Source organism: Micromonospora sp. RTBAU3-60 (assembly GCF_054963695.1).
This window is the reverse complement of record NZ_JBUEGB010000011.1, coordinates 92,024-104,589: the sequence shown is the minus strand read 5'-3', so window position 1 is coordinate 104,589 and position 12,566 is coordinate 92,024. Positions and strand designations below refer to the sequence as shown.

General features: G+C 72.9%; 11 protein-coding genes and 5 tRNA genes. 7 read left to right on the top strand and 9 right to left on the bottom strand.

From position 1 onward, the window contains the following. Positions 1 to 24: 24 nt before the first annotated feature. The 5 genes from ACY34I_RS13645 to ACY34I_RS13625 form a co-directional block, all read right to left on the bottom strand. A complete protein-coding gene (locus tag ACY34I_RS13645) occupies positions 25 to 849 on the bottom strand; it encodes an ABC transporter permease (protein ID WP_462755306.1) in 825 nt (274 codons plus the stop codon). Beyond that, positions 846 to 1,781 (bottom strand): ABC transporter ATP-binding protein, encoded by a 936-nt coding sequence (locus tag ACY34I_RS13640; protein ID WP_462755304.1) that lies wholly within the window; start codon positions 1,779 to 1,781, stop codon positions 846 to 848. Before ACY34I_RS13640 ends, ACY34I_RS13645 begins: the two co-directional genes overlap by 4 nt. A gap of 69 nt (positions 1,782 to 1,850) precedes the next feature. Beyond that, on the bottom strand, positions 1,851 to 3,014 hold the full coding sequence (locus tag ACY34I_RS13635) for a cytochrome P450 (protein ID WP_462755302.1): 1,164 nt from the start codon (positions 3,012 to 3,014) through the stop codon (positions 1,851 to 1,853). Positions 3,015 to 3,023: 9 nt separating this feature from the next. Beyond that, complete coding sequence (locus tag ACY34I_RS13630) at positions 3,024 to 3,692, bottom strand: class I SAM-dependent methyltransferase (protein ID WP_462755300.1); 669 nt, start codon at positions 3,690 to 3,692, stop codon at positions 3,024 to 3,026. A gap of 135 nt (positions 3,693 to 3,827) precedes the next feature. Next, complete coding sequence (locus ACY34I_RS13625) at positions 3,828 to 4,430, bottom strand: TetR/AcrR family transcriptional regulator (protein ID WP_462755298.1); 603 nt, start codon at positions 4,428 to 4,430, stop codon at positions 3,828 to 3,830. Positions 4,431 to 4,689: 259 nt separating this feature from the next. Between ACY34I_RS13625 and ACY34I_RS13620 the strand changes: the two genes are divergently transcribed. The 3 genes from ACY34I_RS13620 (at position 4,690) to ACY34I_RS13610 (ending at position 4,955) form a co-directional block, all read left to right on the top strand. Further along, a tRNA-Gly gene (locus ACY34I_RS13620) sits at positions 4,690 to 4,762 on the top strand. Between the two features lie 34 nt (positions 4,763 to 4,796). Beyond that, positions 4,797 to 4,867, top strand: a tRNA-Cys gene (locus ACY34I_RS13615). Positions 4,868 to 4,880: 13 nt separating this feature from the next. Beyond that, positions 4,881 to 4,955: transfer RNA gene (locus tag ACY34I_RS13610), tRNA-Val, on the top strand. A gap of 73 nt (positions 4,956 to 5,028) precedes the next feature. On the opposite strand, the gene ACY34I_RS13605 is transcribed toward ACY34I_RS13610, so the two are convergent. Beyond that, positions 5,029 to 6,009, bottom strand: coding sequence for an ArsR/SmtB family transcription factor (locus tag ACY34I_RS13605; protein WP_462755296.1), 981 nt, complete (start codon positions 6,007 to 6,009; stop codon positions 5,029 to 5,031). Between the two features lie 69 nt (positions 6,010 to 6,078). Between ACY34I_RS13605 and ACY34I_RS13600 the strand changes: the two genes are divergently transcribed. Next, complete coding sequence (locus tag ACY34I_RS13600; protein ID WP_462755294.1) at positions 6,079 to 6,897, top strand: isocitrate lyase/PEP mutase family protein; 819 nt, start codon at positions 6,079 to 6,081, stop codon at positions 6,895 to 6,897. A 97-nt stretch (positions 6,898 to 6,994) separates the two neighbouring features. Here the strand turns inward: ACY34I_RS13600 and ACY34I_RS13595 are convergent, their stop codons facing one another. Further along, entirely contained in the window at positions 6,995 to 7,234 is a 240-nt protein-coding gene (locus tag ACY34I_RS13595; protein WP_462755292.1) for a DUF6458 family protein, read from the bottom strand. Positions 7,235 to 7,397: 163 nt separating this feature from the next. Here ACY34I_RS13595 and ACY34I_RS13590 point away from each other — a divergent pair. From ACY34I_RS13590 to ACY34I_RS13580, 3 genes are all read left to right on the top strand, one after another. Beyond that, positions 7,398 to 7,470: transfer RNA gene (locus ACY34I_RS13590), tRNA-Gly, on the top strand. A 57-nt stretch (positions 7,471 to 7,527) separates the two neighbouring features. Continuing rightward, a tRNA-Val gene (locus ACY34I_RS13585) sits at positions 7,528 to 7,602 on the top strand. A 146-nt stretch (positions 7,603 to 7,748) separates the two neighbouring features. Next, positions 7,749 to 10,880: a BTAD domain-containing putative transcriptional regulator gene (locus ACY34I_RS13580; protein WP_462755290.1), complete on the top strand. Its 3,132-nt coding sequence runs from the start codon at positions 7,749 to 7,751 to the stop codon at positions 10,878 to 10,880. Here ACY34I_RS13580 and ACY34I_RS13575 read toward each other — a convergent pair. Continuing rightward, positions 10,864 to 11,613: an ABC transporter permease gene (locus ACY34I_RS13575; RefSeq protein ID WP_462755288.1), complete on the bottom strand. Its 750-nt coding sequence runs from the start codon at positions 11,611 to 11,613 to the stop codon at positions 10,864 to 10,866. The genes ACY34I_RS13580 and ACY34I_RS13575 overlap by 17 nt on opposite strands. Next, positions 11,610 to 12,551: an ATP-binding cassette domain-containing protein gene (locus ACY34I_RS13570; protein ID WP_462755286.1), complete on the bottom strand. Its 942-nt coding sequence runs from the start codon at positions 12,549 to 12,551 to the stop codon at positions 11,610 to 11,612. Before ACY34I_RS13570 ends, ACY34I_RS13575 begins: the two co-directional genes overlap by 4 nt. Between the last annotated feature and the right edge of the window lie 15 nt (positions 12,552 to 12,566).

Below are 12,566 nucleotides of genomic sequence, written 5' to 3'. Positions count from 1 at the left end.
CGTTGGTTCGCTCGCGCTGCTCGCTCACGCGTCCCGGCGGGCCAGCGCGTACCGGCCGAGCGCCAGGGCGGCGGCTGCCCAGCCGGCGAGCAGCAGCAGTCCCACCGCCGCCGGGTACGGCTCGGTGTCGCCGGCGAGGAAGTGGTTGCCGGCGACGCCGGGGAACGCGTCGGCGAGCCGGGTGAGCACGGTGATCCCCGGTTCCTGCAGCGACAGCGGCACGATCATCAGCAGGGCGAAGAGCACGGTCAGGGTGAGCACCGCGCCGCGCAGCGCCGCCGCCAGCCCCAGCGCCAGCACGCCGGCCAGCGCGAGGTACGCGGCCGAGGCGGTCACGTCACCGAGGGTGCCGGCGAGCGGGGCGCGACCCCACTCGCCGAGCACCGGCCCGGCGACCGCCGCGCCGATGCCGCCGAGCAGCAGCCCGAGCAGGAACGTCACGACGGCGACCACCACCGCCTTGGCCAGCAGCACCCGGCCCCGGGACGGGGTGCAGCGCAGCGTCGTGCGGATGGTGCCGGTGGCGTACTCGCTGGTGACGGCGAACAGCCCGAGGGCGAGGACGACGTACTGGGTGAGTTCCAGCGAACCGGTCACGATGTCGCCGACCGGGAGCACGCCCGGGTTGACCGCCGGGTCGTCGTCGGTGTTGGCGTTGACGGCGTAGATGGCGAGCTGGGCGGCGGTGGCCGCCATGGTCAGCGCCGCCGCCAGCATCGTCCACCAAGTGGACCGGACCGACCACAGCTTGGTCCATTCGGCGGCGACGGCGCCGGCGAACGGGCCGGTCGTCGGGGCGGGCCGGGACGCCGGCCGGGCGGTCGGCGGGACGGTGGACAGGGTGCTCATCGGGTCTCGCTTCCGGCCGGGCCGGCGGCGTACTCGACGCTGTCGGCGGTGAGTTCCAGGAACGCTTCCTCCAGCGAGGCGGCCAGCGGGGTCAGCTCGTGCACCCGCACCCCCAGCTCGTACGCCAGGTCACCGACCCGGGAGGCGGCGGCGCCGGTGACGGTCAGCCCGTCCGCGTCGTACCCGGTCACCGTCGCCCCCTCGGCAGTCAGCCGGGCGCCCAGCGCCGCCAGGCCGGCCGGCTCGGGGCCGCGTACCCGGACCGACGCGGCCGGGCTGGCGGCGATCAGCTCGGCCAGCGGAGCGTCGGCGATCAGCCGGCCCCGGCCGAGCACGACGACCCGGTCGGCGGTCTGCTGCATCTCGCTCATCAGGTGGCTGGAGAGCAGGACGGTCCGTCCCTCGTCGGCGAGGGTCCGAGTGAGCCGGCGGATCCAGCGCACCCCGTCCGGGTCGAGGCCGTTGACCGGCTCGTCGAGCAGCAGCACGGGCGGGTCACCGAGCAGCGCGCCGGCGATGCCGAGCCGCTGGCCCATGCCCAGCGACAGCGCCCGTCCCGGCTTGTCGGCGGCGCGCCCGTCCAGGCCGACCAGGTCGAGCACCTCGGCCACCCGCCGTGCCGGAATGCCGTTGCTGCGGGCCATCGCCCGCAGGTGGGACCGGCCGGAGCGGGTCGGATGAATGCCGGTGGCGTCCAGCAGCGCGCCCACCTCGTGCAACGGATGCCGCAGTTCCCGGTACGGCCGGCCGTTGACCAGGGCCCGTCCGGCGGTCGGCCGGTCCAGCCCGAGCACCATCCGCATGGTGGTGGACTTGCCCGCGCCGTTGGGGCCGAGGAAGCCGGTCACCTGCCCCGGTCCGATGTCGACGGTCAGGTCGTCGACCGCGGTCGCCGTCCCGAACCGTTTCGTCAACCCACGTAGTGTGATCATGCTCCGACGCTAGGCAGCGGGCGGGTGGCCGCACCGCTGCCGATCGGCGTCGGCCCACCCTGACTTTCGTCAGGCCCGGCGCACGACGAACGCGTCCGGCATCCGGAAGGTGAGGTTGTCCGGGCACCACGGCGGGCGGACCACGATCACCCCGTCGAGCAGCGGCGCCGCCTCGGCGACCACCACCGCCGCCTCCATCCGGGCCAACTGCGCCCCGACGCAGCGGTGCGCCCCGGCCCCGAAGGCCAGGTGCCGGCGGGAGCCGCGCTGCCCGGGCCGGAACTCGCCCGGCGCAGCGACCACCTCCGGGTCCCGTCCGGCCCGGGCCAGCCAGGCCACGATGCTGGTGCCCGCGGCGACGGCGGTGCCGCCCAGCGTGGTGTCCACCGCCGCCACCCGCCGCCAGGTGACGATCGGTGGCTCCAGGCGGAGCCCCTCCTCGACCACGTCGGCGACCGGGATCTCGCCGGTGCGCAGCCCGGCGCGGACCGCGGGTTCGCCGGCCAGCCGGTGCAGCAGCAGGGTGAGGAACTGCGAGGTGGTCTCCTGGCCGGCGACCAGCAGGAAGAAGAGTGCGCCGACGACCACGTCGGGGGAGTGCCCGGCGTCCCGCAGCCGGGCGGCCAGCCCGCCGCCGGTAGCGGCGAACGCGCGCAGCACGGTGTGGAACCGGCCGACCTCGGCGGCGAGCGCGAGCTGCCGATCCTCGTCCAGCGGGGCCCAGAACAGCTCCAGGGCGGCCCGGGCGAAGTCCTTCACCGCGCCGACCGGGGCGTCCGGCAACTCGACCAGGCGGGCCAGCACCAGCAGCGGCAGGTCGGCGGCGAGTTCGGCGTACAGGTCGACCGGCTGGCCCGCGTCGAGGGCGGCGGCGATCCGGGCCACCCGCCGCCGGACCAGGTCGGTCAGCCAGGGCTGCTGCGCGGCGACCCGGGTGGGGTGCAGCGCGTCGGCGACGATGCCGCGGATCTCCGGGTGGCTGGCCCCGGAATTGTTGGCCAGGGTCGGGGGCAGCCGGAACCGGTGGCCGGCGAGGACCCGCAGGGCGGCCACCGGGATCGGGGTCACCGCGTCGAGGGCGTTGTCCGGCCGGAAGGTTTCCGGGTCGGTGAGCAGCTGCCGGATCAGGGCGTGCCGGGTCACCACCAGGTGCGGCACGCCGACGTGGTCGACCACGGTGGCCACCTCGGGCCATCCGCCGTCGACGGACTTCCCCCAGCCCCGGAACAGCACGCCGTCACGCTAGTGGGCGGCTCCCGGCGGAGCCGGATTCAACTCCCACACCGTGGTGTGCTTCACCCGTACGCTCTCCAGCGCCTCCGGCACCGGCACGTCGTAGGTGGCCAGCCGGTGGAAGCGCTCGCGGGGCAGGAACGCCCGGCCCGGGTCGCCGACCAGCACCCGGGCCCCGGATCGGGCGGCCCGGAGCAGGAAGCGCAGCATCCGCCGCGCCATCGCCTCGCTGTAGAAGACGTCGCCGGCCAGCACCACCTCGGCGTCCCCGGCGTCGTCGTCGAGGATGTCGCCGAGCTCGGCGTCGACGCGTACCCCGTTGGCCTCGGCATTGAGCGCGACGGCCGCGACGGCCCGCTCGTCCACCTCGACGGCCCGGACGGCGGCGGCGCCGGCGCGGGCGGCGGCGATGGCGACCAGGCCGGAGCCGGCGGCGAGGTCGAGCACCCGCCGCCCGGCGACCAGGTCGGGGTGGTCGGTGACGTACCGGGCGAGCCCCTGCCCGCCGGCCCAGGCGAAGGCCCAGAACGGTGGGGGCTGCGCGCTGTGGAACTCGCCCTCGGTCAGCTCCCAGAGGCCGATCGGCTCGTCGGCCTGGTGCAGCCGCACCTCGGGGACGAAAGCGACCGGGGCGAGCCGGGCGTGCAGCCGGACGAAGGCCGCGGACAGGTCGGACACCGGCTGATTCTGTCGTACGCCGCGACGCCGCCCGTCGGCGATCCCGGACGTTTCGCGGGTACGCGTGACCGGTTCATCACGGAGGGCGAGGCGGTGGTGAGCGGGTGGCCCAGCGGACCGCGGTGAGCGGCCCGGTCAGTCGAGCTGGGCGGGTTCCAGGCCCAGCTCCCGGGCGGCCACCAGCCGGATCCACTCGGCGATCTGCCGGCGGGTGATCACCCGCTCGTGCACCGCGAGCTGCACGGCGAGGCCGTCCATCACCGCGCTGATCCGCCACGCCGCGCCCGCCGGGTCGGGGCAGTCGAAGGTGCCGTCGGCGACCCCGGCGGTGATCACCGCGGCGAGGTCCTGCCGCCACCGCAGGTCGAGCCGGCGGGAGAGCTTCTCCAGCTCCGGGGTGCGCAGCGATTCGGACCAGCCGTCGATCCAGATGGACCAGGAGGTCGACCGGCCGGTCGGGGCGTAGAGGCGCAGCATCCGGCGCAGTTTGGTCAGCGGCGGGGCGGAGGAGCGGAGCACCGCGTCGAGCCGGGCCAAGTTCTGCTCGACGGCGTACGCGAACGCCTGCGCGAGCAGCCGGTCCTTGGTGGCGAAGTGGTAGAAGACCAGCGCCTGGCTGACCCCGGCGGCCTCCGCCACGTCGGCCGTGCGGGTGTTGGCGAGTCCACGTTCCGCGATCACGTCACAGGCCGTGCGAAGCAGGGCATCCAGGCGGATTTCGGCGGCGCGTCTCGTCACGATCGCTACCGTAACCCATCGATGTGACCACGAGGAGTTACCGACGCGGCCGGTCGTACCCCCGACAGTCGGAAGCCGGACAGTCCCGCCCGGCGTGTCGGTAATCGATATTCCCTCGCCCGGCTCCCGCCCCTCTGGGAAGCTTGGCGAGGATGAGCCGGGCCATCACCCGGACGCGCCCGGAACGGGACCCGATTTGGCAACCGTTCCCCGGCTCGGCTAAAGTTCTCATCCGTCGCCGGGTAACAACCGGGGGCATGCGGACGTAGCGCAGTTGGTAGCGCATCACCTTGCCAAGGTGAGGGTCGCGGGTTCGAGTCCCGTCGTCCGCTCGGAGATGCCGCCACGCATGTCGGGGGCAACCTCGGTGGAGTGGCCGAGAGGCGAGGCAACGGCCTGCAAAGCCGTGTACACGGGTTCAAATCCCGTCTCCACCTCGGCAGTAGACGAGGGCGATTGGCGCAGTGGGAGCGCGCTTCCTTGACACGGAAGAGGTCACTGGTTCAAACCCAGTATCGCCCACCAGTTCGATGAGCAGACGGCTCGTCACCGGAGTCCGGTGACGAGCCTTTCTGTTCCTGGTGTCCGGTTGCGCCGCTCACGCCGACGCGGTCAGCAGCGCCTCCGCGACCGCCGTCCGGCTGCTCAGCAGTGACCTGCCCTGCCGATGCGTCACCACCAGGCCCGCCGCGCGCAGCGCGGTGAGATGCTGCGACACGCCGGCCGGGGAGAGACCCGTGCGCCGGGCCAGGTCGGTGGTCGACCGAGGCGCGTCCAGCGCCGCGAGCAGCCGCGCCCGCCCCCGGCCGAGCACGGCACCCAGCGCGTCCGGCGCGGTCGGCGGGCACGCCCACAGCGCGCCGAGACCCCGCGCCGGGTACGCCAGCTGCGGCACGTCCCCGGCGGAGATGCTGAGCACGGACGGCCAGGCGAAGACCGACGGCACCAGGACCAGCCCGCTGCCGTCCGGCACGTCGGGGGCGGCGCAGTGCCGCTGGCTGATCAGCAGGGCGTCGTCCTCCCAGCGGACCCGCTCGTGCAGGTCGTTGAGCAGCCCGGCGGCGCCGTCCTCGGCCAGCAGGCGGGCCCGCCGGAACACCTCCGCCTCGAGCAGCGCCCGGATCCGGGGCCAGTCGCCGGCCAGGGCCAGCCGCCAGTACGCCTCGATCTCCTCGGCGAGCCGGTGCAGCCCGTCCTCCGGATCGGCGTGGAGGGCGGACAGGGCCGGAGGCCGCGGGCCGGGGTAGAGGTCCAGGTGGGCGCGGACGGTCTCCGGCGGGGTGGCGCGCAGCGCGGCCAACTCCTGCCCGAGGTCGGGGGCCAGGCCGGCGGGCGGCGGGGTGAGGAAGTCGGCCAGGTATCCGGGCGCGGGCGGGACGAGGTGCCAGAGCAGGCCACCGCCCGGACTGACCAGCCCCGCCTCGGCCAGGCGCGGCCGGACCCGGTTCGCCCAGGGCAGGTGGATCGCGTGCTGGCCCGGGTCGCGGAGCACCCGCACGCTGGCGACCGCCTCCCAGAGGCAGGACAGGGCGAACCGGACCCGTGCCACGGCCCCCGCCGACAGGCCGATCGCGACCATGCCGCCTCCTTCGTTTCAGCTGGGACTGAAACATTACGTCCGCCGGCGGCGCGGACCCAGACTGGCCGGGTGAACGATCACCAGAGTCGAGCCCTGCACTTCCGTTCCCTGCACCTCCCCGGCGAGCCGCTGGTCCTGGTCAACGCCTGGGACGCCGCGAGTGCCCGGATCGTCGCCGCCGCCGGCGCCCGAGCGGTCGCCACCACCAGCGCCGGCGTCGCCTGGAGCCTCGGCGCCCCGGACGGCGACGCCCTCGGCCGGGCGGCCGCCGTCGACCTGGTCCGCCGGGTCGTCGCGGCGGCGCCCCTGCCGGTCACCGCCGACATCGAGTCCGGGTACGGCGACACCGCCGACGAGGTCGCCGTGACCGTCGAGGCGGTGATCGCGGCGGGCGCGGTCGGGGTGAACGTCGAGGACGCCCAGCACGACGGAGCGGCGCCGCTGCGCGCGGTCGACGAGCAGTGCGCCCGGCTGGCCGCCGCCCGGTCCGCCGCGGACCGGGCCGGCCTTCCGTTGTACGTCAACGCGCGCATCGACACGTTCCTGCGGAGTGCCGGCGGCTTCCCGGAGACGGTGGCGCGGGCCCAGGCGTACCTGGACGCCGGCGCCGACGGGGTGTTCGTGCCCGGCGTGGTGGACCCGGCGACCGTGGCCGCCCTGGTCGAGGCGATCCCGGCCCCGCTGAACGTGATGGCCGGACCGGGCGCCCCGGCCGTGCCGGAACTGGCGAAGCTGGGGGTGGCCCGGATCAGCCTCGGCTCGTCGGTCGCCCAGGCCGCGTACGCCGTGGCCCGCCGGGCCGCCGAGGAGGCGCTGGCCGCCGGTACGTACGGCGCGCTGGCCGACGCCCTCGACTACGGCACGCTCAACGAGCTGATGCGCGGCTGACCGGGCAGGCGAAACGGAGGCGCCGGCCGCGCTGGCCGGCGCCCCCGTACGCGTGCCTCAGGTCGGGGACCGATCAGCTCCCTCGGCCCCCGGACGGTCACAGCGGCGGGGCAGTGTCCCGACGCTCCTCGACCCGCCGGTACTCCACCGGCTCGGCCGTGGTGACCACCTCGCGGCGGCGGCCCCAGACCAGCGTGGTCATGATCAGGCCGAGTACGCCGGCCGCCATCAGGATCCAGCCGACGACGTCCAGGCTGACCCCGCCGATGTTGGCGTCCAGGGCGAAGGTGAGGATCGCGCCGACGGCGATCAGGAAGATGCTGGTGCCGATTCCCACGACAGCCTCCTTCTCCGGGGGCGGGTTGTGCTGCCGAGTGGAGTCAGTACCCCGGCGGCGACCAGCGCAATCACCGGGGGCGGCGGCGTGGGTGGGGGCTCCCGTGCGACGATCTTGTCATCGGGTACAGTTCTACCCGTCGCCGACGAGAGCCGGCGACAACGCGGACGTAGCGCAGTTGGTAGCGCATCACCTTGCCAAGGTGAGGGTCGCGGGTTCGAGTCCCGTCGTCCGCTCGCGATCCGCCCCTCGCGGGGCCGACCGCCGCCGGTGTGTCAACTCGGCGAGCGTTCGGGCGATTGGCGCAGTGGGAGCGCGCTTCCTTGACACGGAAGAGGTCACTGGTTCAAACCCAGTATCGCCCACCACACAATATGGACATTTCGCACAGGTGGAGGCCTGGCTCGTTGAGCTGGGCCTTCGCTGCGTTACTGGCTCCGTTGGCGAGCCATGTGCTTTCCGCGCCGCATCAGCAGGTGGGAGCCGGTCAACCGCCCGTGGCAAGATCTGCCAGGTGCAGATCGGGATGCTTGGACCGTTCGAGGTTCGCACGGACGGGGGCGTCTCAGCCGAGGTGCCGGGTGCGCGGTTGCGCGGGCTGTTGGTCGCCCTCGCGCTCAACCCTGGTCACGTAGTCCCGAAGGCGGCACTCGTCGACTGGATCTGGGGTGAAAACCCGCCGGCCGATGCGGCGAACGCCCTGCAACGCCTGGTCTCCCGGCTGCGGAAAGTGCTCCCGGAGGGGTCGGTCGAGGGGCAGCCGGACGGCTACCGGTTGACGGTGGAACCCGACGCCGTTGACGCCGTACGGTTCGAACGGCTCGTCAACCAGGCCCGCGACGGCGAGGGTCCGCAGCGGGTACGGCGGCTGCGCGAGGCCCTCGCACTGTGGCGCGGTGCGGCCATGCAGGACGTCGGCCTGCCCGACAGCCCGGCGCTGGACGCGGCGGTCACCCGGCTGGAGAGGCTACGCCTGACCGCCGTGGAGGATCGGTTCGACGCGGAGGTCGGCCACGGCCCCGATCTGATCGCGGAGCTGACCGACCTGGTGTCCGCCCACCCGGTGCGGGAGCGGCTCGTCATCGCGCTGATGCGTGCCCTCGCCATGGCCGGTCGCGACACCGAGGCGTTGCTCGTGTACCAGCGCACGAGCGAAGCCCTGGCCGACGCGCTGGGCGTCGACCCCTCACCGGAGCTCTCGGCACTGCACGTCGCCCTGCTGCGGGGCGAGTTGGGACGGCGGGAGGAGAGCCGGCGGACCAACCTGCGTGCCGAGCTGACCAGCTTCATCGGCAAGGACGACGTGGTCGCCGAGGTCGGCGCACTCGTCGCCGAACACCGGCTCACCACCCTGATCGGGCCGGGCGGCTCGGGGAAGACGAGGCTGGCCACGGAAACCGCGCGCAGCCTGCTCGACGACCTGCCGGACGGCGCCTGGCTGGTGGAGCTCGCCGCCATCGGCGCCGACGGTGACGTGGTGCAGGCGACGCTCGCCGGGCTCGGCCTCCGGGACGCTCTGCTCGGCGAGGCGCCGAACATGGAGCTGATCGACCGGCTCATCGCCGCGATCCGCGAGCGGGAGGCGCTGCTGATCCTGGACAATTGCGAGCACGTGATCGAGGCGGCGGCGGCGTTCGCCCATCGACTGCTCGGGGAGTGCCGGCGGCTGCGGATCCTGGCGACGAGCAGGGAACCGCTCGGCATCACCGGTGAGGCGCTGTGGCCGGTCGCGCCGCTGGCCTTGCCCGACGGGGACGCCGGCCCGGGCGAGATCGAGTCCTCTCCCGCCGTCCGGTTGCTGCGGGACCGGGCGAGCGCGATGCGCCGGGATCTCGCGGTCGACGCTCACACGTTGTCGGCGATGGCGCGCGTCTGCCGGGCGCTGGACGGGATGCCGCTGGCGATCGAACTGGCGGCGGCCAGGTTGCGCACTATGTCCATCGATCAACTCGCCAACCGGCTCGACGACCGGTTCCGCCTGCTCACCGGTGGCAGCCGTACCGCGTTGCCCCGGCACCGGACGCTGCGCGCGGTGGTCGACTGGAGCTGGGAGCTGCTGACCGACGCCGAGCGGGCGGTCCTGCGCAGGTTCTCGGTGTTCTCGGGCGGGGCGAGCCTGGAAGCGGCCGAGCGGGTCTGCGCCGGCGACGCGGTCGAGCCGGAGGAGGTGCTCGAGTTGCTCACCGCGCTGGCCGAGAAGTCGCTGCTGGTCGCCGAGGGCGACGGCGCACCGCGCTACCGGATGCTCGGCACGATCAAGGAGTACGCCGCGCACCGGCTCGCCGAGGCGGGGGAGGCGGACCTGGCGCGCCACGCGCATCTGGCCTACTTCACCGAACTCGCCGAGACCGCGGAGCCGCAGCTGCGCCGCGCCGAGCAGTTGACCTGGCTCGCCGCACTCGAGGCCGACCACGACAACATCGGGTCCGCGATGCGTGGTGCGCTCGCGGCCGGCGAGGCGCATGCGGCGATGCGGCTGGCCGCGGGCGCCGGCTGGTACTGGTGGCTCGGCGGCCACCGGACCGAGGGCATGGAGCTGATCACCGCGGCCACCGAGACGCCCGGCGAGGTGAGTGATGAGATCCGGGCCACGGTGTACGCGCTCGTCGTGCTGTTCCTGAACTCGGGGCCGGGCGACGAGCGTCATGCGGCGGAGTGGATCCACCAGGCGTACCGGTTCAGCCAGCGCAGTCGAGGCAGCCACCCGGGGATGGCGCTCGTCGTCCCGCTGGAACGCATGTTGCAGGCGCCGGATGCGTTCCTGCCCGCGTGGGAACCGTTGCTGGACCACGAGGACCCCTGGGTACGCGCGCTGGCCCGGCTGCACCTCGGCAAGATGCGGATCGGGCTCGGCCAGGACGGGCGCGATGTGGACGCGTATCTCGAGCGGGCGCTCGTCGAGTTCCGGGCCCTCGGCGAACGGTTCGGGATCTCGTTCGCCCTGACCGAGCTGGCGGAGCTGATCGCCGTACGCGGTGAGTTCGCCGCGGCGTGCGAGCACTACGAAGAGGCGATCGCGGTCGTCACCGAAGTCGGTGCCGTCGAGGACGTCATCCGGATGCGGTCGCGGCAGGCGCGGCTGTACTGGTTGCTGGGCGATGAGGATTCCAGCGGGGCCGCCATAGCCGAGGCGCAACGGTTCGCGGAACGGGTCACCTGGCCGGGTGCGCTGGCCGAACTGGCGCTGTCGAAGGCGGAGCTCGCGCGCTGGCGCGGTGACGCCGGGGAGGCGTACCGGCAACTCGGCGTCATGACGGCGATGCTGGGCGACGAGGCTGAGCTGGCGGGTGTCCGGGCGGGGACGCACGACCTGCTGGGTTATCTGGCCGACGACATCGGCCAGGCCCGTGTGCATCGTGTGGCGGCGTGTCAGGCGGCGCTCGAGGCTGGTTACGCACCGTTGATCGCGCAGGTGCTCGTCGGGGTTGCGGACCTGGCGCTGCGTCGCGACCAGCCCGAGCAGGCCGCGCGGCTGCTCGCGGCGAGCGCCGGTGTGCGGGGATTGCCGGACCGTTCCCATCCGGATGCGGCCCGGGTCGAGCAGACGGCGCGGAGCCGCCTCGGCGAAGCGCGGTTCGCCGAGGCGGCTCGGGAGGGCACTGAGACGAGTTGGCGTCAGTTGGTCGAGGTCACGCTCGCTTCGTGAACGTGGAACGCGCCCACAGGTACCCGACGAGGGCGATGCCGACGCACCAGGCGAGGGCGGGGATCACGTCGCCGGTGGACGGTGCGCCGTTGAGGAAACCGCGCAGCGTTTCGATGATCGGCGTGAAGGGCTGATATTCCGCGAACTGCCGGAGCCCCGGCCCCATCTTGTCCGCCGGCACGATCGCGCTGCTGAAGAACGGCAGCATGACCAGCGGCACGGAGGCCAGTCCCGCCGTTTCCGGAGACTTCGCCGACAGCCCCAGAGCGACCGTGAGCCAGCTGGCCGCGAAGCCGAGCAGCACGATCATGCCGATCGCGCCGAGCCAGTCGAGGAAACTCGCCGACGGGCTGAACCCCAGCAGGAAGGCCACCCCGATGAGGGCCGCGATGGCGACCAGGTTGGTCAGCACGGTGGCGATCACGTGGCCGGTCAACACCGCGCCACGGGAGACGTGCATGACCTTGAACCGGTTGATGATGCCCTTCGTCATGTCGGAGTTCACCGCCGTCGCGGTGGACCCCAGCCCGTAGCAGACGGCCAGCAGCATCAGTCCTGGCGTCGCGTAGTCGATGTAGTCGACGCCGACGTTGAAGGCGTCGCCGAACATGTACACGAACATCAACATGATCACGATCGGCATCAGGACCGCGTTGAACACCGAGGTCGGATTCCGGGCGATGTGCTTGAAGTTGCGACGCAACATGACCATCGAATGGGACTTGGTGCTCATTTCGCAGCCACCTCCGTGGTACGGCCCGTCAGGGCGAGGAAAACGTCATCAAGGTCCGGCGTCTGGACGGAGAGGCCTTCGGCGCTGATCGCGTACTCGTCGAGCCGATCCAGCAGAGTCCGCAGCGACTTCGTCCCGCCGTCGCTGGGCACCCGCAGGGCCAGTGCCTCGTCGTCCCGCGTGGAGTCGCTGAGGACCCGCGCGGCCGCGTCGAGTTCGGCGACGGTGGTGAACCGGAGCAGGACGTGGGTCCCGGGGATCTGGCGCTTGAGGTCGTCCGGAGTGCCCTGGGCGACCAGCCGGCCCTGATCGAGGACCGCGATCCGGTCGGCGAGCTGATCGGCTTCCTCGAGGTACTGGGTGGTGAGGAAAATGGTCACGCCGTCGGCCACCAGATCACGGATGATCGACCACATCGTGCGCCGGCTGCGCGGATCCAGCCCCGTCGTCGGCTCGTCGAGGAAGATGATCCGCGGGTTGCCGACGAGCGTCATCGCCAGATCCAGCTTCCGGCGCATACCCCCGGAATAGGTCGACACCGGCTTCTGCGCCGACTCGACCAGGTCGAACCGCTCCAGCAGCTCCGCGACGACCCGTTTGCCGCCATTGGCGGGCACCGGGCTCAGGTCCACCATCAGCTGCAGGTTCTCCCGCCCGGTCAGCAGCTCGTCCACCGCCGCGAACTGGCCGGTGACCCCGATCGCCGCGCGCACCGCCTTGGCCTCGGTCGCGACATCATGTCCGGCGACGCGTACCGACCCACCGTCGGCCTTCACCAACGTGGTCAGCACGTTCACCGTCGTCGTCTTACCCGCTCCGTTGGGACCGAGGAGGGAGAAGATCGTGCCCGCCCGGACATCCAGATCGATGCCGTCGAGCACGACCTTGTCCTTGTATGCCTTGCGCAGCCCGGAAACCGCAATCGCTGAACTTGTCATGCGACCACCATGGGC

Excerpts from the sequence above, each read along its gene's own strand:
- ACY34I_RS13645 (WP_462755306.1), bottom strand. The coding sequence starts at position 849 with ATGAGCACCCTGTCCACCGTCCCGCCGACCGCCCGGCCGGCGTCCCGG.
- ACY34I_RS13640 (WP_462755304.1), bottom strand. The coding sequence starts at position 1,781 with ATGATCACACTACGTGGGTTGACGAAACGGTTCGGGACGGCGACCGCG.
- ACY34I_RS13605 (WP_462755296.1), bottom strand. The coding sequence starts at position 6,009 with ATGGTCGCGATCGGCCTGTCGGCGGGGGCCGTGGCACGGGTCCGGTTC.
- ACY34I_RS13575 (WP_462755288.1), bottom strand. The coding sequence starts at position 11,613 with ATGAGCACCAAGTCCCATTCGATGGTCATGTTGCGTCGCAACTTCAAG.
- ACY34I_RS13570 (WP_462755286.1), bottom strand. The coding sequence starts at position 12,551 with ATGACAAGTTCAGCGATTGCGGTTTCCGGGCTGCGCAAGGCATACAAG.